Source organism: Kitasatospora sp. NPDC058444 (genome assembly GCF_042721415.1).
Taxonomy (GTDB): domain Bacteria; phylum Actinomycetota; class Actinomycetes; order Streptomycetales; family Streptomycetaceae; genus Kitasatospora.
On sequence record NZ_JBHXLL010000003.1, the window covers coordinates 391420 to 409511 of the forward strand.

The window sequence follows — 18092 nt, forward strand, 5'->3', positions numbered from 1 at the left end:
CACCTCCCCCCGCCTTCCCGCCGGGACTGGGTACCGGGCCCGGCCGGCTCCGGCGTCCACCCGTCGGGGTGGGCACCGGGGAGCAGGCACTGCCCGGGGCTCTTGGCGGCGGCCAGCGCCAGCAGGGCGCCGGCGGAGCCGGTGGCCAGGTCGGTCGAGAGCCGGACCAGCTGGTCCCCGTGCAGGACGCCACCGTCCTGGTGCGGGGCCAGGTGTAGCTCCAGCAGCCGGAGTTGCTCCTCCGCCTCGGCCTGCCAGTGCGGCAGGCGGGCGGCGACCTGGAACAGGGTGTAGGCGAGCCCGGCGCGGCCGTTGAACAGCCCGCCCTGGACGACCACCCGGACCGCGCCTGACCGGGCCGCGGCCTCCAGCACCCGCTCGGCGCCGAGGGCTTCGGCCTGCGCGGCGGGCAGGGCCAGGGCGGCGAGCGCCACTCCGGCCGAGCCCTCCGCCAGGTACGGCAGCAATCGGCCCGAGCTGTACATCTGGAGCATGTCGTCGACCAGCCGGCCGTGCCGCAGGTCGCAGCGGACGGCGCGTTCGGCGGCATCGGCCCAGGCCGTGTCACCGGTGAGCCGGGCACAGCGGGCGAACAGCACCGCCGGTCCGGACCAGCCGCGCAGCAGCCCCGGCCGGTCCAGCAGCCCGGCCTCGCCGATCCGCCCGGCGGCCTTCTCGGCCAGGCCGAGCGCCTCGTCCGTCGCGCCGGCCTCCAGCAGGAGGTGGGCGACGCCCGTCAGTCCGTTGTACAGGCCGAGCGCGGCGGGCAACGGGCCGGCCAGCAGCCGGTCCACCAGGTTCGGGGCGTCCGGGTGCCCGAGCCGGTGGAACAACCAGCCGGCTCCGGCCAGCCCGTCGTACAGCCCGGCGGGCGTGTCCGCCGGGGCGCGCCGCACGGCGGCGGCGAGCCAGTCCAGGTGCGCCTCGTCCGGTGCGGCCCCGGCCAGGTGCCGGGCGAGCAGCACGCCGGAGGAGCCGTACGCCAGCCCGAGCGCGCCGCCGGGGCGCAGCCCGGCCACGTCCCCGGGGTGGAGCCGGTCCTCCCGCCCCATGGTCGCCGCCGCGTCGATGCCGCGCAGCAGGGCCGCTGCGGTGAGCATCGGCGGCGCGCCGGCCGCGGGCCCGGCCCCGAGGTGGGGCCGCAGCGCCGGGGAGAGGGCGAGCCGTTCCGTCATCCGCTCGACGAAGCCGGCGGGCACCGTCGGGAAGGACTCCGCGACGAGCTCCAGCAGCCCGGTGACGACGGCCGGGTTGCGCCCGGTGAGGGTGGTCAGTGAGACGAGGGCGGCGAGCTGGCAGCAGCCGAGCGCGAACAGGTCGGCCTCGCGGGCGTCGGTGATCGCCGGGTCGGTGAAGCCGGGGGCGCCGAGGGTGCGCCGGCGCGGGGTGTCCAGCGGCGTCGCGAGCTCGAAGTCGATCAGCGCGACGGTGCCGTCCGGGCGGATCATGATGTTGCGGTGGTGGAGGTCGCCGAAGGCGATCCCCTCCCGGTGCAGCGCCGCGACGCATTCCTCGACCAGCGCGAGCCGGCTGACCGCGAGCCCCGCGAAGTCGGCCAGGGCCCGGGCGTCCGGCCGGTGCCGGGTGAGCGGGTACTCCCGGCCCAGCCAGGCGCTGAAGGACTCGCCTGGGATGTACTCCATCACCAGGTAGTGGTGCTCCCAGCTGGTGAAGTACTCGTACAGCTCCGGCACGAACGGCAGGTGGCCGATCCGCTCCAGGACGTCCCGCTCGACCAGCAGCCGGGCCACCGCGTCCGTCTCCGAGGCGTCCAGCCCGGCGTGCGGGCGGGCCTCCTTGATGACGACCTGTCGGCCGTCCTCGTCCTCGGCGAGGTAGACCCCGCCGGCGTTGGAGAAGTGCAGCGCCTTGACCACCCGGTAGCGGCCGAGCCCGGCCCCCGCGTCGGCGGCGCCGCCGGCGATCCGCTCGGCCAGGAAGTCCGGGGTCGAGGCCCACGGCGGGACGGTGAAGCGCGGACGCCGCGCGTCCGGCACCAGCCGGCCGTCCGGGTCCTTCACCGCGGGCACCCTGGTGCCGTCCGGCAGCTCGCACCACATCAGGGCGAAGCCGCCGTAGCGCACCGACACCGGGCCCTGGTTCCACCGCAGGTCGGACAGGACGTACGGGCCGGGCCGGCCGCCCAGCGCCGCGTCCAGCTCGGCGAGGACCGTCTCCAGCTCCGCGGCCGTCCGCGGGTAGACGGTGACGGCCTTGCCGCTGGCGGAGCGGTCGGCGTACTTGGCGTTCGTCACCGCGACCACCAGCCGGCTGCGCAGGTGCTTCCAGGGCAGCCCGAGCCGGCGGCAGACCCGCCAGACGGTCTCGATCGTCTCCGCGGCGGACTCGGGCGTGGCGCTGACGTGGACCTTCCAGCCCTGCTCGGGCAGCTGCGGGGCGCCGGGCGGTGCCAGCACCTCCCACACCCCCTGGGTACGGCTGCGCCAGCCCTCGGGCAGCACGCCCCCGCCCGGTGCGAACCGGGAGTCCCGGTCGTCACACCGGTCCAGGGCGTCGTACCACACAGGGTCGGCAATCACGTACGACTCGTATTTGGCGTCCACTTCGCCGCCCGCCCCCTTTCCGCATTCCACTGAAGCGCAATCCGGTTTCCGCCGGAATTCTCGATGCTCCGGCTCCCCGTTCCGACAGGAACCATCATTCTCTGACGCCCCGCCATGTGACAACAGTGTTAAGCGGGAACTGAATCCGCCCCATACCAGGCGGAATCCGAGCCTTCACTCCGGGGGCGCCGAAAACCCGTGCGATCATGACGCCATGAAGACGCGTGTCGTGATCGCCGACGACCAGGCGAGCGTCCGTCAGGGGTTCCGACACATCCTGGCGGCCCAACCCGACATGGAGGTCGTGGCCGAGGCCGCGGACGGCCTGGAGGCCCTGGAGGCCGTCCGCGCGCTGCGGCCGGACGTCCTGCTGGTCGACATCCGGATGCCGGAGCTGGACGGACTGGAGGTCACCCGCCGGCTGACCGGCATCGCCCCGGAGGTGAAGGTCGTGGTGGTCACCACCTTCGACCTCGACGAGTACGTGCACACCGCGCTGCGCAACGGCGCCTGCGGCTTCCTGCTCAAGCATTCGGGGCCCGCGCTGCTCGCCGAGGCGATCCGTTCGGCGGTGGTCGGCGACTCGCTGATCAGCCCGCAGATCACCACCCGTCTGCTGCACCACTTCACCGGTCCGCGCCGGATCGACCGCTCCCCGGTCGAGCCGCTGACGGCCCGCGAGGAGGAGATCGCCGTCCTGGTCGCCGAGGGGCTGACCAACTCCGACATCGGCGCCGAGCTGTTCATCTCGCTGAGCACCGTCAAGACCCACCTGGCCAACCTCCAGCGCAAGTTGAAGGCCCGCAACCGGGTGGGCATCGCCACCTGGGCCTGGGAGTCGGGCCTGGCCCAGCGCGGCTGACCCGGCCCGCCCGGGGCTGACCGACCGTTCCCGGCGCCTCACCGCAGCGCCCGCCGACGGCTCTCGGCCCACCGCGGGGCCGCGCCGGCCGACTGCCGGACGTCCCCGCCCGACACCGTCTCGCCGCGCAGCAGCGCCCGCCCGAGCGGAGTGCTCGTGTGCAGCACGCCGTTGCCGCAGCGCCGGGTGTCGATCAGCCCGGCCGCCCGCAGCACGGCGGTGTGCTGACTGACCGCCGAGGCGGTCACTCCGAGCCGGCCCGCCAGCTCTCCGGTGGTACAGCCGTCCCGCGCGGCGCGCAGGACCGCCGCTCTGGTCCGGCCGACCAGGGCGGCCAACGACTCGTCCCCACCGCGACGCGCGGGTTCCACGGCCTGCGGCGCACCCGCCGGCACGGGCGGGCCCAGCGGGTCGGGACGCATGGCGAAGAGCAGCGTCGGGGCCTCGTCGGGCTCGTCCCTCCGCGGCCTGAGCACCACCCCGGCCCCCTGCAGGAAGAGCGACGGCGCGAGCCGCAACCCCCGCCCGTCGAGAGCGAGTTCGACGTCCTGCTCGGAGGGCACCTCCAGCACCGGGGCGTTCCAGCGGATCTGCGGGTGCAGCGTGCCGAGCAGCGCGTCCACCCCGCCGCGGCCGGCGATCTGCCGGCGGACGTCGCACTCCGCCTCCATCCGGGACCGGACGTCGGCCCAGCAGGACTGCAGCACCACCCGGTGGAACTCACGGACCGCCGCGGCGACGTCGGCCCGTCGGACCACGGGCTCGGCACCGCGACCGAACGACACGATCCGGCCATTCGCCCACACCCGCAGTACGTCCCGGAAACCACCGTTGGCTCCCGAAAGGCGCCGCAGCCGCTCGGCGAGCACCGGTTGCCGCGCCAACTGCCCGCGGACGGCCTGCTGCCAGGGGCGGAAGAATTCCCCACCCGTCCGCCAAGCCTCCAGCGCCAGCACCACCTCCATCTCCTGGTCGAAACTTCCGGCAATTCGTACACGAGCCAGATCTTCGGCAGACATGGCGATGCGAATCACAGGCTGATCCCCCGCTCGGGATTCTTACGTCGTGACGGCCCAGGGGAACCCCGCGCCCTGATCGCCGCACCGTCATCCTTGCCCGGCGCGGCGGCCCGTCACCATCGGCCGATCGGCCCATTTGATCTTCCGGACCCCCGGATCAGCCGCCGCCGGATGTGCCGATCGACAGGGCACAGCCCATCCGCGGACCCGACACGGCCCCTCACCGGGCCCGGCGACCCACCCGCCGAGCGGGACCGCGCCACCCCGGCCGGTCAGGCCCCGAGCCCCGCGACGCCGTCCGTCGGCAGCACCGCCGCCACCCGCCAACCGCCCTCCGGCCCAGGACCGGCCGTCAACTCACCGCCGGCCGCCTCCACCCGCTCCCGCAGGCCCACGAGGCCGAAGCCGCCGCCCTCCCGCTCGGCCCCGCCCAACGCGCCGCCCCCACCGCCTGCGCCGGCCCCGCCACCCGAACCGTCCGAAGCACCAGAACCGTCCGAGCCGTCCGAGCCACCCGAGCCGTCGGCCCCCGCCCCGCCCGGCGCCCCGTCGTCGGTGACCGTGACCCGTAGCGCCGGCCGCTCACCGCACCGGTCCGGCCCGACCTCGATCGCCACCTCCCGGGCCGCGGGCGCGTGCCGGCGGACGTTGGTCAGCGCCTCCACCACCAGCCGGTAGCCGAGCCCGCTGATCGGCGCGGGCACGGCCGCCAGTTCGGCCTCCGTCGGGGCCTCCAGTCGCACCCGGGCGGAGCCGCTGCGGGTGAACCGCTCGGCCAGCGCGGGCAGTTCGCTCAGGTCACGGCGCAGGCTGCGCGCACCGGGCCCGCCCGTTCTCCCCGGTCCCGGTCCCGCGCCCGGCCCCGCCCCCCGGCCGGCCGGCGTCCGGAGACGCCCGCGCGGTTCCGGATCGGCGTCGTCCGCCGCGAAGACCTGCACGGTCCGGTCCATGGTGATCAGCGCCTGCCGCCCGGCCGCCTCGATCCCCGCCAGCAGCTCGACCACCTGCCGGGGGTCCTGCTGGGCCAACACCTGCGCGGCCTGGGCCAGCACGACCACCCCGGTGACGTCGTGCGCGGCGAAGTCGTGCAGGTCACGGGCCAGGTCCAGGCGCTGCGCCCGCCGTTCGGCCGCCACCGCCGCCCGGGCGCGGGCGTCCATCGAACGCAGGTAGCAGCCGACCCCGACCACCGCACAGGACAGCAGCACCGAGGCCAGGCAGAGCTTGACGGTCACCACCAGCGGGGCCGGCGGTTCGGCCCAGACCCCGATCCGCAGCGGCACCAGCGCCACCGCCGCCACCAGCAGCGCGCCGTGGCCGACGGCGGCCGCCGTCGGCAGCCTGCGCACCGCGGGGACGGCCGGCGCGAGCAGCGCGACGGTCTCCAGCAGCCACCAGGACTCGATGCCGCCGGACACCGGACCGCGGTAGCCGACGGTCACCAGCAGCGAGACGGCACAGGCGACCAACACCGAGGGGCTCACCGCCCCGACCCGCCCGGAAACCCACAGCACCGGGAACAGCCCGGCGACCACCGCCACCAGGCCGGAGCCGACGATCAGCGGCCCCGGGTCCCCCATCCCCGCCACCGCGGCCGCCAGCGCCCCCGCCACCGCCGCTCCGTACCCCGCCCTGCGCACCACGGTGTGCCACGACCACGTCATGCTTCGGGATCCTACGAAGCCGAACGGCCGCCCGGGCGGCTTCACCGAAGGCCGGCCCCCGCGGGGGCCGGCCGGTGGCTCACTCCTTCGTGGCCTCCGGCTGCTCGACGAAGTCGACCTTCTTGAACTGCCGGTTCATCGACTTGGCCAGGAACCAGGTGGCGACGCCGAGGGCGGCGAAGACGAGGAAGCCGAGCAGGCCGGGGGTGACCTTGGCGTCGTCGACGGCGAGGTCAGCGGCGATGTTGACGAGGTTCACGGAGGCGCTCATATCTCTATGGTGGCCCGACTCACGCGGAGCCGGGCCGTCGGGGGGTGGTTCAGTCGCGCGTGTCGGCGGCCTCGGCCGCCAGGGTGGGGGTGCGCAGGCCGGCGAACAGGTCGTCCTCCGGCAGGTCCACGTCGATCAGGGTACGGGCGAGCTCGTAGTCCTCGGTGGGCCAGACCTCGCGCTGGACCTCCAGCGGGACGCGGAACCACGGGCCGTCCGGGTCGATCTGGGTCGCGTGGGCGATCAGCGCGCGGTCGCGGGTCTCGAACCAGTCGCCGCAGCGGACCCGGGTGGTGATCTCGCGCTCCTTGCGGCCGCTCTTCTCCCAGCCCTCGATCCACTCGCCGTACGGCGACTCGTGGCCGTGCTCGGTGAGGTACTCGTGCAGGGCCCGGATGCGGCCCATCGGGAAGCCGTGGTTGTAGTACACCTTGAGCGGCTGCCAGGGCTCGCCGGCCTCCGGGTAGGCGTCCGGGTCGCCCGCGGCGTCGAAGGCCAGCATGGTGATCTTGTGGGTCATGATGTGGTCCGGGTGCGGGTAGCCGCCGTTCTCGTCGTAGGTCGTGATGACCTGCGGCTTGAACTCGCGGATCAGCCGGACCAGCGGCTCCGCCGCCTCCTTGACGTCCTGGAGGGCGAAGCAGCCCTCGGGCAGCGGGGGCAGCGGGTCCCCCTCGGGCAGGCCGGAGTCCACGAAGCCCAGCCAGGCCTGCTTCACGCCGAGGATCGCCCGCGCCTCGTCCATCTCCTTGCGGCGCACCTCGTGGATGTTCTCCTCGATGTACGGATCCCCCTGGAGCTTGGGGTTGAGTACCGACCCGCGCTCGCCCCCCGTGCAGGTGGCCACCAGCACGTCCACGCCCTGCTCGACGTACATGGCCATGGTGGCCGCGCCCTTGCTGGACTCGTCGTCCGGGTGGGCGTGCACCGCCATCAGTCGCAACTGCTCAGTCAACGCCTTGCGTTCCTTCCACACTCGTCGGGCGTTCCGCGAAGTCCGGGTCTGCCCACCGTACGAACCGCTCACTTCGGGACCGCGTCGCCGCGGGGCCGGGCCGCTGAACGTCGCCGGCGCGGCCGAGCCCTGCCCCCGCCGGACCGGCCGCGGGCGTGCCCCTCCTATAGTGACGGACTGGAGGACCGTCGCATTCCCCCGCACCATCCCGCGCGGCCCCTCCCCCAGGAGAGGACGGAGTCCGATGAGTGCAGACACCACCGCCACCGGTCTGCCCGAGGGGCGCTACGGCCGCGGCGGCGACCGCGACTCGGACCGCCGCCTCAAGGTGATCGGCGCGGTCTGCGGCGTGCTGGGCCTGGGCCTGGTCGCCTGGCTGGGCGGCTCGTACATGCTGCGCGAATCGAAGATCAACGGCTCGGTGCCGACCTTCGAGGTGCTCTCCGACTCCGAGGTCCAGCTGCACCTCACCGTACGCAAGGGCGACGGGCAGGCCGGCAGCTGCACGGTCCGCTCGCAGGCCGACGACCACTCGGTGGTCGGGGTGGCCGACTTCCCCGTCCCGGCGACCGGCTCCAGCTACGACGCGGTGGTCACCCTGCGCACCACCTCGCGCGGCACCACCGCGGAGCTGCTGGGCTGCACTCCGGCCAAGTAGCCCGCCCCGGCCACCGCGCGCCAGGGACGGCGCGCACCCCCGCACCGCGCACCCCGGGCAGCGCGCCCGCGCCCGGTAGCGCGCATATTCGATCCGGAGAGCGGGCATCCGTAGAGGGTCCCGCACTCCATCGCCGTACACCCGGGCGTAACGCCGCCGTCAATGGCGCGCCAACGCCCCTCCCGCTTGTCAGCAGGACTTGTTAGGCTCGTGGTTTCGCCCCTTCCGCACCGGATGGTACGGGAGCGGGCGTTGCTTTGTAGTTGAGACCGATATCACCACCGACCCCTGCTGACGACTCACACCCTCAGCACAGCCCCAGCACCTACGAGGAGCACCCGTGACCCAGACCAGTGAGAACGTGACCTGGCTCACTCAGGCCGGCTACGACCAGCTCAAGGCCGAGCTGGACCACCTGACCGGGCCCTGGCGCATCGAGATCGCCCAGAAGATCGAGGCGGCGCGCGAGGAGGGGGACCTCAAGGAGAACGCCGGCTACCACGCGGCGAAGGAGGAGCAGGGCAAGTACGAGCTGCGCATCCGCCAGCTGACCCAGCTGCTGGAGCGCGCCAAGGTCGGCGAGGCGCCGGCCGACTCGGGCGTGGTGGCCCCGGGCATGATCGTCACGGTCGCCTTCGACGGCGACGAGGACGACCTCATGGAGTTCCTGCTCGCCTCCCGCGAGGTCGCGGGCGCCGACGACCTGGACGTCTACTCGCCGCAGTCCCCGCTGGGCCGCGCCATCGACGGCAAGCAGATCGGCGACGAGGCCACCTACGAGCTGCCGAACGGCAAGCCGGCCATGGTGAAGATCGTGAAGGTCGTGCCGCACGCCGGCTGATCCGGCCGCACGCCACACGCCGCACGGCCCGAGGGCGGCCGCGGAGGTCCTGGACCTCCGCGGCCGCCCTCGGGCGTTCCGGGCGGGTGCGCCGTCAAGCGGGCGGGTGCGCCGCCAGGCGGGCGGAGCCCCCGTCAGGCGGTGGACGAACGGTACTTGCGCACCGCCAGCCAGGAGAACACCGCGGTGATCACGACCGACCACAGCACCGACACCAGCGCCGCGTGCTGCATCGGCCAGGCGCTGTCCACCGGGCCGACCTGGTTGCCGAACAGCACCCGGCAGGCCTGCACGGTGGCGCTGAACGGGTTCCAGTACGCGACCGGCTGGAGCCACTCCGGCATCGAGGAGACCGGCACGAAGGCATTCGACACGAAGGTCAGCGGGAACAGCCAGATCAGCCCGGCCGAGGTGGCCGCCTCGGGGCTGCGCACCGACAGGCCGATCAGCGCGCCGATCCAGGAGAAGGCGTAGCCGAGCAGGAGCAGCAGGCCGAAGGCGGCGAGCGCGTTGAGCAGACCGTTGTGGATCCGCCAGCCGACCAGCAGCGCGACCATCGCCAGCACGACCAGGATGAACGCGGTCTGGCAGAGGTCCGCGAGGGTGCGGCCGACCAGCACCGCCGAACGGGCCATCGGCAGCGAGCGGAACCGGTCCACCAGCCCCTTGCTCATGTCCTCCGCGATGCCCGCCGAGGCGCCGGCGACGGCGAAGGTGACGGTCTGGGCGAAGATGCCGGCCATCAGGAACTGGATGTACGTGTCCGAGCTGGAGTTCGTGCCGGGGATCTTGATCGCCCCGCCCATCACGTACGAGAACAGCAGCACGAACATGACCGGCTGCATCAGCCCGAAGACCACGATCTCCGGGATGCGGGTCATCCGGCGCAGGTTGCGCTTGGCGACCACCCAGGAGTCGTGCAGGGCGGCGGCGACCCCCCGGCGCTGCCTGGGCATCGCCGGGCCGATGGCGTGCTCGGTGGCGGTGCTCATCTCAGCTCTCCTTCCCGGCCGCGACGGCCTGCTTGTCCGGCCCCGGGCCGCCCGTGCCGCCCTTGCCCCGGCCGCGCGCCTTGCGGTCGGCGCCGCCCTCCTCCTCGGACCGCTCCTCGGCGACGTGGCCGGTGAGGGTGAGGAAGACGTCGTCCAGGGTGGGGCGGCGCAGCCCGATGTCGTCCATCTCGATCCCGCGGGAGTCCAGTTCGCGGATCGCGTCGGCGAGCACCCGCGCGCCGCCGCTGACCGGCAGGGTGATCCGGCGGGTGTTCCGCTCCACCGTCGGCTCGCTCAGGGCGTAGCCGGACAGCGCGGCGACGGCGTCGGCGACCAGCCCGGGATCGTGCACGACGACCTCGATCCGCTCGCCCCCGATCTGCGCCTTGAGCTGGTCGGCGGTGCCGCGGGCGATCACCCGGCCCTGGTCGACCACGGCGATGTCGTGGGCGAGCCGGTCGGCCTCCTCCAGGTACTGGGTGGTGAGCAGCAGCGTGGTGCCCTGCTCGACCAGGGTCTCGATGACCTCCCAGAGCGCGAGCCGGTTGCGCGGGTCGAGGCCGGTGGTCGGCTCGTCCAGGAACATCACCGGTGGCCGGACGACCAGCGCGGCGGCGAGGTCCAGGCGCCGGCGCATGCCGCCGGAGTAGGTCTTGGCGGTGCGGTCCTTGGCCCCGGTGAGGTTGAACCACTCCAGCAGCTCCAGCGCGCGGGCCTTCGCGTCGCGGTTGCTCATCTGGTACAGCTCGCCGACCATGGTGAGGTTCTCGAAGCCGGTCAGGTACTCGTCGACCGCCGCGTACTGGCCGGACAGGCCGATCAGGCTGCGGACCCGGTTGGGGTGCTTGAGCACGTCGACCCCGGCGACCACCGCGCGGCCGGAGTCGGGACGGAGCAGGGTGGTGAGGACCCGCACGGTGGTGGTCTTCCCGGCGCCGTTCGGGCCGAGCAGCCCGAGCACCGTGCCCTCGGGGACGTCGAGGCTGACGCCGTCCAGGGCTCGTACGTCGCCGAAGGTCTTGACCAGGTTCTCGGCTTGGATGGCTGGCGCCATGGCCTTGCCTCATCTCCTCGAACGTATGGGGCGATCTGTCCCACTTTGCCCTGTTTTCGGGCGCACGGGCGACCCGATTCGAGGCCCGCGGGGACAGAACGCGATGTATCGCGAGTCTCCCAGTACGCGATATATCGCGTCAAGGGACGAAACCCGGCCGCCCGACCCGACCGGCGGACCCGGCCGGCAGGCCCGGCCGACGGACCCCACCACCGGCCCCGGCCGACGGACTCAGCCGGAGACCACGTACCCCGCGTCCCGCAGCTCCCCGACCACCAGCGCGCAGTGCTCCGGCCCCTTGGTCTCCAGGTGCAGGTCCACCTCGACCTCGGTCAGCCCCAGCCGCGGGTCGATCCGCACGTGCGCCACGTCCAGCACGTTGGCGTCCACCCTGGTCAGCACGGACAGCAGGTCCGCCAGCGCGCCCGGCCGGTCCGCCAGCCGCACCCGCAGCGACAGGTAGCGCCCGGCCGCCGCCAGCCCGTGCCGCAGCACCCGCTGCATCAGCTGCGGGTCGATGTTGCCGCCGGACAGCACCGCCACCACCGGGCCCTCGAAGGAGTCCGGCCGCTCCAGCAGCGCCGCGATCGGGGCCGCCCCGGCCGGCTCGACCACCAGCTTCAGCCGCTCCAGTCCGAGCAGCAGCGCCCGCGACAGCGCGTCCTCGGAGACCGTGCGGATGCCGTCCGCCAGGGTGTTGATCACCTCGAACGGGATGTCGCCGGGGCGCCCGACCATGATCCCGTCCGCCATGGTGGAGAACTGCTCCAGCGACACCGGCCGTCCGGCCGCCAGCGAGGGCGGGTACGCGGCCGCGCCGGCCGCCTGCACCCCGATCACCCGCACGTCCGGCCGCAGCGGCTTGACCGCCGCCGCGATCCCGGCCAGCAGCCCGCCGCCGCCCACCCCGACCAGGATGGTCCGCACCTCCGGGCACTGCTCCAGGATCTCCAGACCGACGGTCGCCTGGCCGGTGACCACGTCCCAGTGGTCGAAGGGGTGGATGAACACCGCGCCGGTCGCCTCCGCGTACCGCTGCGCGGCCAGCAGGGCCTCGTCCACGGTGGCGCCGTGCAGCCGCACGTCGGCGCCGTACTCACGGGTGGCCGCGACCTTCGGCAGCGGCGCGGCCGCCGGCATGAACACCGTGGAGCGCACGCCCAGCAGCGCGGCCGCCAGCGCCACCCCCTGGGCGTGGTTCCCGGCGCTCGCCGCCACCACCCCGCCGGCCCGCTGCACCGGTGAGAGTCCCGCGATCCGCACGTACGCCCCGCGCAGCTTGAAGGACCCGGTGCGCTGGAGGTTCTCGCACTTCAGGTGGACCGGCGCGCCGATCAGCCCGGAGAGGTGCCGGCTGCCCTCCATCGGGGTGACCCGGGCGACCCCGGCGAGCATCTTCTGGGCGCCGCGGACGTCGTCGAGGGTGATCGGCCAGGTGTGCATGGCGCCACCCTACGGCTGCGGGCGGCGGCAGTCCGGGACGCCGGGCCTGTTCCCGGGCCCGCCCGGCCCGCGTACTCTGCTGCTTCCGAGCCTCCCTCGCCGCACGACGATCGTGAGCCGCGATGACGACGACCTCGCCCCAGGCCACCGACCGCATCGACCCCGTGCACACCCAACTCCAGTACCAGCTCGCGGTGTTCGCACGCCGGATGGAGCAGGTCCGGACCTCCGGCGGCGGGACCGGGGCACTGGACCGGGCCGCCTACCTGCTGCTCGACCGGCTGGAGCGGCACGGACCGGCCAACGTCAAGGCCCTGGCCGAGGCCCTGGGCGTGGACTCCTCCACGGTGACCCGCCAGGTCGCCCCGCTGGTCGCGGCCGGGCTGGTCGGCCGGGTGCAGGACCCGGCCGACCGCCGTGCCGTACGGCTCGCGCTGACCTCGCACGGCACCGGCCGCCTCGCCGAAGTCCGGGACGGCCGGGCCGAGTTGACCCGCCGCCTGGTGGCCGGCTGGCCGCCGGAGGAGCAGCGCGCGTTCTGCGCCCTGCTGGCCCGCTTCAACCTCGCGATGGAGACGTACACGGCGGACCAGCAGGGGCAGTGAACGCGGACGCGGGGCCGCGCGGCCCCGACGGGCTCAGCCCAGCGCCTGCTTGAGGTCGGCCAGCAGGTCGTCGATCGACTCGATGCCGACCGAGACGCGCACCAGGTCGGACGGCACCTCCAGCGGCGAGCCCGCCGCCGAGGCGTGGGTCATCCGGCCGGGGTGCTCGATCAGCGACTCGACGCCGCCGAGGGACTCGCCGAGGGTGAACAGCTGCGCGCGGTTGCAGACCTCGACGGCCGCCTCCTCGCCGCCGGCGACCCGGAACGAGACCATGCCGCCGAACGCCTTCATCTGCTTGGCCGCGATGTCGTGGCCGGGGTGCTCGGGCAGGCCCGGGTAGAGCACCTGGCTGACCTTCGGGTGGCTCGCCAGCAGCTCGGCGACCTTCTCCGCGTTGGAGCTGTGCCGGTCCATCCGGACGCCCAGCGTCTTGATGCCGCGCAGCACCAGCCAGGCGTCGAACGGGCCGGAGACGGCGCCCATCGCGTTCTGGTGGTACGCCACCTCCTCGCCGAGGGCGGCGTCGGCCAGCACCAGCGCACCGCCGACCACGTCCGAGTGGCCGCCCATGTACTTGGTGGTGGAGTGCACGACGGCGTCCGCGCCGAGCGAGATCGGCTGCTGGAGGTACGGGCTGGCGAAGGTGTTGTCGACCACCAGCAGCGCGCCGGCGCCGTGCGCGATCTCGGCGAGCGCGGCGAGGTCGGTGATGCCCAGCAGCGGGTTGGACGGGGTCTCCACCCACACCGCGCGGGTGTTGGGGCGGATCGCCTCGCGGACGGTGGCCAGGTCCTGGGTGTTGGCCACGGAGAACTCGACGCCCCAGCGGGTCAGCACCTTGGCGAACAGCCGGAAGGTGCCGCCGTAGGCGTCGTTGGGGATCACGATGTGGTCGCCCGGCTTGAGGATGCTGCGCAGCAGGGTGTCCTCGGCGGCCAGGCCGGAGGCGAAGGCGAGGCCGCGGGCGCCGCCCTCCAGTGCCGCGAGGCACTCCTCCAGCGCGGTGCGGGTCGGGTTGGCGCTGCGGCTGTACTCGTAGCCGCCCCGCAGTCCGCCCACCCCGTCCTGCTTGTAGGTGGACACCTGGTAGATCGGCGTGACGACGGCCCCGGTCTGGGGGTCTGCCTCCTGACCCGCGTGGATGGCGAGGGTCTCGAAGCCCTGAGGAAGCTGGTGCTCGGTCATGGGTCCGAGCCTAATGTGCGAATGCCGTCACGCCCGCACGAACCGGGAACCGGGACGAACCCGCAGGTCGGAGCGGAGTTCCGGCGGGCCGAAAACCGCTGTGCACCGGGCCCGCGGCGACCGCTACGATCTCCACCCGTCGCACACATGTTCACCATGCAACAACCGCGCGCCGCCCTGCCGTCGCGCCCGGAAGGATCACCGCATGGGCGCGCCCCCGCGTTCCACTGGCATGAGCACATCCGCCCGAGCCGCCACGGCCGTGGCCCTCCTCGTCGGCTTCTACGCGTTCGCCCTCGGCATCGTCGCAGGCCTGATCGTCCTCGACGTCGCCCTGTACCGGGCGTCAGGCGAGCTGCGCCCGGGGCTGATCAAGATCTGGGCCCTGACCGCCGCGGTCGCCTACCCGGTGGTCCGGGTGGTGTTCCTGACCCGCCGCCGAAAGGACGGCGGCGAGCTGCCCGGCGTGCTCCTCACCCGCGAGCAGCAGCCCGCCGTCTGGGCCGTGGTCGACCGGATCTCCGAGCAGACCGGCGTCCGCGGACCGGCCGAGATCCGCCTCGTGCCCGAGGTCAACGCCGGCGTGTTCGAGGAGACCCGGCTGCTCGGCCTGATCCCCGGCAAGCGGCACCTGGTCATCGGCGCCCCGCTGCTGATCGGCCTCACCGAGGGCGAGCTGGAGTCCGTGCTGGCCCACGAGTTCGGCCACTACAGCAACCGGGACGTCCGGCTGGCCGCCGTCACGGTGGCCGGGCGCCGCGCCGTCCTGAACGCGATCGGCGGACTCCACCAGCGCGCCGACCAGCACCAGGCCGACGAGGCCGCCAAGCTGGCCGCCAAGGCCGAGAAGCGACTGGCCAAGGGCCGCAAGCCGTCCGCCGAGCAGGCCTCCGGCGGCGTCGACCGGGTCCTCGCCAAGATCTTCACCCTCTACGCCAAGCTCTACTTCCGGGTCTCCGAGGCGGTCGGGCGCCGCCAGGAGTACGCGGCCGACCAGGTGGCCGCCCGGATCGCGGGCCGGGACGCCACCGCCGCAGCGCTGCGCAAGATGCCGGTGCTGGACTCCGCCCAGGACTTCTACCTCGGCCGCTACGCCACCATCGGCTGGGACGCGGGCCTGCTCCCGCCGCCCGGCCAGATCTACGGCGGCCTGGCCCACCTGCTGACCGACCCGAAGCGCCGGCAGGAACTCGCCGAGTACGCGCTCGAACTGCCCGAGGAGCAGCCCGACCCGTACGACTCGCACCCGCCGATCGAGCGCCGGGTGGCCGCGATCGAAGCGCTGCCCGACGACGGACGCGGCAACGGGGCCATCGGCCCGGCCCTCGCCCTGCTGCACGACGCCGAGCGGGCGCTGACCGAGCTGGAGGTCGTCTCGCTGATCCCCGAGGCGGCCCGGAAGCAGCGGGTCGAATGGTCCGAGCTGGTGCGCACCGCGATGCGGACGCACGCCCGTGAGGCGGCCGCCCCGGCCTACCGCGCGCTGGCGGGGCTGGGCCTGCCCGCCACCGTCCACGGCCTGCTCGACGCCGTCGACGCCGGCCGGGCCTGGGAGTTCACCGACCGGCTGCCGAAGAGCGAGAAGGCCGCCGCCGCCACCGGCCGGGCCGCCCGCGAGTTCGCCCGCCCGGTGCTGCGCGAGGAGTTGGGGCACGCCAGTGTCGTCGCGCTGGTCGAGGCGGGCCTGGCCGGCTGGGAGCTCTCCTGGGCCGGGCCCGCCGAGCTCCACCTGCCCGACGGCTTCGCGGACGGCTTCGACGCGGCCCTCGACGCCGCCTGCACCGACTCCCCCGACACCGCGCCGCTGCGCGCGCTGCTCGCCGGGGCCGGCCTCCCGGCCGCCTGATCGGCACCCCGCGCACCCCGCCGCCCGGCGCCCCGGGCGGCGGGGTGCCCACCTCACCGCACCGTGTCATCCCCTGGAAGGAGTCCCCTTGCTCGGCATCATCGTGCTCGTCGTCGTCGGCCTCGTCCTGCTGTTCCCGGTCGTCATGACCCGGCTGGCCAAGCGCAAGCTGGCCCAGTTGGAACGCGCCAAGGCGACCATCGCAGCCCACGAGGAGCGGCTCGCCGAGGAGCGGCAGGCGAAGAACACCATCGTCCCGGCCGACCACGGGCTACTGCTCGGCAAGGACCTGGTCCTGGACGGCGGGCCCGAACCCGACGAGGCGGCCGCGCTCACCGCCGCGAAGGCGGGCGACTGGCGTCCGGCCGCCGCCTACCTGGCCGGGGACGCCGTCCCCGACGTCCGGTGGCGGCGGCAGCGCGCGCTGGCCGAGCTGGCGGCCGAGGACGATGCCTGGCTGCGCGCCTGGCGCGCGGAGCGGCCGCAGGATCCGACCGCCGCACTGGTGCACCTGGACGCCCTGGTCCTCCTGGCGTGGCGCATCCGAACCGGCGCGGCGGCCGGCGAGGTGACCTCCGAGCAGGCCAGGGGCTTCCACCGGGTCCTTCGGGAGGCCGAGGAGTTCGCCGCGGAGGCGGTCGCACTGGCCCCCGACGACCCCAACCCGTGGGTCGCCCAGATCTCCGTCGCCATGGGTCTCGGCTGGTCCAACGACCGCTTCCGGGAGCTCTGGGCCGAGATCACGAAGCGCGATCCGCACCACTGGGCGGCGCACAACCGGGCGCTGCAGTACTGGTGCGACAAGTGGCGCGGCAGCCACGAGCTGATGCACCGGTTCCTCGACGAGGCGATCGCGGCCGCACCGGCCGGCAGCCTGCTCGCGCCGATCAAACTGGAGGCGTACTGGGAGCAGTTCGTCCGGGACGGGGACACGCTCATCGCCTGGGAGCGCCCGGACGTCGGCGCCGCCCTGGACGCGGCGCTCGCCGACCTCGCAGCCGCCGATCCGGACCACCCGCGCATCAGGTACGCCCAGGGCTGGCTCGCCTTCGCCCTGACCCGGGCCGACCGGTTCACCGAGGCGCTGGCGCAGTACCAGGCACTGGGCGAGTACATCCCCCAGCCGTTCACCGACCGCCAGGACCCCCGGCAGTTCTTCATCGACCTGCGGGTCCAGGCGGTCAAGGGCGCCGTCGCGGCGCAGGAGGCCGCACGGCAGACGTCCTGACCGCCCCCGCACACGGCCCGCGGCCGCGCCCGGAATCCGGGGGCGGCCGTTCGCGTTGGACACTGCGCCAGGATCCCCGACGCCAGGATCCCCGACCCGCTGGAGCAGGCCGTGCTGTTCAACCGCCACAAGACCTCGCTCGTCCCCGCCGACCAGGCGCTGCCCGGTCGGCCGACCCCGGCCTTCACGCTGACCGAGCCGCACACCGTGCTCGGCCACCCGCTGTCCGGCCCGTACCCGGAGGGCCTGGAGGTGGCCGACTTCGGGCTCGGCTGCTTCTGGGGCGCCGAACGCGCCTTCTGGCGGCTTCCCGGCGTCTGGACGACGCTGGTCGGGTACCAGGGCGGCCACACCCCCAACCCGACGTACGAGGAGGTGTGCAGCGGGCTGACCGGGCACACCGAGGCGGTCCGGGTGGTGTACGACCCGGCGGTGGTCTCCTACGAGCGCCTGCTGAAGACGTTCTGGGAGGCGCACGACCCGACCCAGGGCAACCGCCAGGGCAACGACGTGGGCACCCAGTACCGCTCCGCCGTCTACACCCACTCCCCCGCCCAGGCCGAGGCCGCGGCGGCCACCCGCGACGCGTTCCAGCCTTCGCTGACCACGCTCGGTTACGGCCCGATCACCACCGAGATCGCCCCGGCGGGTCCGTTCTACCCGGCCGAGCCGTACCACCAGCAGTACCTGTCGGAGGCCAAGAACCCCAACGGCTACTGCGGTCTCGGCGGCACCGGCGCCTCCTGCCCGATCGGCGTGGCCCGCACCCGGGGCTGACCTCCCGCCCACCGGACCCGCCCCCGGAACGGCCCGGGCCCGCCCGGGGAACGGCCACCCCAAGTGACCGATCCCCGATCCGGGCGCAGACTGGAAGGGCCAGCAGGGCCGGCCCGGCCGCCTCC

The 18092-nt window shown here is 74.0% G+C and carries 16 protein-coding genes; 7 read left to right on the forward strand and 9 right to left on the reverse strand.

The annotated features are described in order from the left end of the window. Positions 1-2540 (reverse strand): class III lanthionine synthetase LanKC (lanKC, locus tag ACFWP2_RS06245; RefSeq protein WP_380448848.1); only part of this gene is annotated, 2540 nt, incomplete at its 3' end. Between the two features lie 238 nt (positions 2541-2778). Here lanKC and ACFWP2_RS06250 point away from each other — a divergent pair. Then, positions 2779-3426 carry a response regulator gene (locus ACFWP2_RS06250; protein ID WP_380448851.1) on the forward strand — a complete coding sequence of 216 codons (648 nt, stop codon included), beginning with the start codon at positions 2779-2781 and terminating at the stop codon, positions 3424-3426. Positions 3427-3464: 38 nt separating this feature from the next. Here the strand turns inward: ACFWP2_RS06250 and ACFWP2_RS06255 are convergent, their stop codons facing one another. The 4 genes from ACFWP2_RS06255 to mca all read right to left on the reverse strand — a co-directional run bounded on the left by ACFWP2_RS06255 (position 3465) and on the right by mca (position 7335). Beyond that, positions 3465-4391 carry an ArsR/SmtB family transcription factor gene (locus ACFWP2_RS06255; RefSeq protein ID WP_380448854.1) on the reverse strand — a complete coding sequence of 309 codons (927 nt, stop codon included), beginning with the start codon at positions 4389-4391 and terminating at the stop codon, positions 3465-3467. A 326-nt stretch (positions 4392-4717) separates the two neighbouring features. Beyond that, positions 4718-6109: a sensor histidine kinase gene (locus ACFWP2_RS06260; RefSeq protein ID WP_380448858.1), complete on the reverse strand. Its 1392-nt coding sequence runs from the start codon at positions 6107-6109 to the stop codon at positions 4718-4720. Positions 6110-6188: 79 nt separating this feature from the next. After that, the gene (locus ACFWP2_RS06265) at positions 6189-6380 is read right to left on the reverse strand and encodes a hypothetical protein (protein WP_380448861.1); all 192 of its coding nucleotides are present in this window, start codon (positions 6378-6380) and stop codon (positions 6189-6191) included. Between the two features lie 49 nt (positions 6381-6429). Then, a complete protein-coding gene (mca, locus tag ACFWP2_RS06270) occupies positions 6430-7335 on the reverse strand; it encodes a mycothiol conjugate amidase Mca (protein ID WP_380448864.1) in 906 nt (301 codons plus the stop codon). A gap of 244 nt (positions 7336-7579) precedes the next feature. Here mca and ACFWP2_RS06275 point away from each other — a divergent pair, with 244 nt between their 5' ends. Both ACFWP2_RS06275 and greA read left to right on the forward strand, forming a co-directional pair. Further along, positions 7580-7993 carry a DUF4307 domain-containing protein gene (locus tag ACFWP2_RS06275; RefSeq protein WP_380448866.1) on the forward strand — a complete coding sequence of 138 codons (414 nt, stop codon included), beginning with the start codon at positions 7580-7582 and terminating at the stop codon, positions 7991-7993. A gap of 340 nt (positions 7994-8333) precedes the next feature. Further along, positions 8334-8834 (forward strand): transcription elongation factor GreA, encoded by a 501-nt coding sequence (greA, locus tag ACFWP2_RS06280; protein WP_380448869.1) that lies wholly within the window; start codon positions 8334-8336, stop codon positions 8832-8834. Positions 8835-8968: 134 nt separating this feature from the next. Here greA and ACFWP2_RS06285 read toward each other — a convergent pair whose 3' ends face one another. The 3 genes from ACFWP2_RS06285 to ilvA form a co-directional block, all read right to left on the reverse strand. Next, positions 8969-9826, reverse strand: coding sequence for an ABC transporter permease (locus ACFWP2_RS06285; protein WP_380448871.1), 858 nt, complete (start codon positions 9824-9826; stop codon positions 8969-8971). 1 nt (position 9827) lies between these two features. Continuing rightward, positions 9828-10880, reverse strand: a complete 1053-nt coding sequence (locus ACFWP2_RS06290) for an ATP-binding cassette domain-containing protein (RefSeq protein WP_380448874.1) — start codon at positions 10878-10880, stop codon at positions 9828-9830. A 231-nt stretch (positions 10881-11111) separates the two neighbouring features. Then, complete coding sequence (gene ilvA / locus ACFWP2_RS06295) at positions 11112-12323, reverse strand: threonine ammonia-lyase (protein ID WP_380448876.1); 1212 nt, start codon at positions 12321-12323, stop codon at positions 11112-11114. Between the two features lie 122 nt (positions 12324-12445). On the opposite strand from ilvA, the gene ACFWP2_RS06300 reads away from it, so the two are divergent. Then, entirely contained in the window at positions 12446-12928 is a 483-nt protein-coding gene (locus tag ACFWP2_RS06300; protein WP_380448878.1) for a MarR family winged helix-turn-helix transcriptional regulator, read from the forward strand. 33 nt (positions 12929-12961) lie between these two features. Here the strand turns inward: ACFWP2_RS06300 and ACFWP2_RS06305 are convergent, their stop codons facing one another. Beyond that, a complete protein-coding gene (locus ACFWP2_RS06305) occupies positions 12962-14116 on the reverse strand; it encodes a cystathionine gamma-synthase (RefSeq protein ID WP_380448880.1) in 1155 nt (384 codons plus the stop codon). 232 nt (positions 14117-14348) lie between these two features. Here ACFWP2_RS06305 and ACFWP2_RS06310 point away from each other — a divergent pair, with 232 nt between their 5' ends. The 3 genes from ACFWP2_RS06310 to msrA all read left to right on the forward strand — a co-directional run bounded on the left by ACFWP2_RS06310 (position 14349) and on the right by msrA (position 17967). Then, positions 14349-15962 (forward strand): M48 family metalloprotease, encoded by a 1614-nt coding sequence (locus ACFWP2_RS06310; protein ID WP_380448882.1) that lies wholly within the window; start codon positions 14349-14351, stop codon positions 15960-15962. Between the two features lie 88 nt (positions 15963-16050). Further along, positions 16051-17190 carry a hypothetical protein gene (locus ACFWP2_RS06315; RefSeq protein WP_380448884.1) on the forward strand — a complete coding sequence of 380 codons (1140 nt, stop codon included), beginning with the start codon at positions 16051-16053 and terminating at the stop codon, positions 17188-17190. 111 nt (positions 17191-17301) lie between these two features. Next, positions 17302-17967, forward strand: coding sequence for a peptide-methionine (S)-S-oxide reductase MsrA (gene msrA, locus ACFWP2_RS06320; RefSeq protein ID WP_380448887.1), 666 nt, complete (start codon positions 17302-17304; stop codon positions 17965-17967). Positions 17968-18092: the final 125 nt, after the last annotated feature.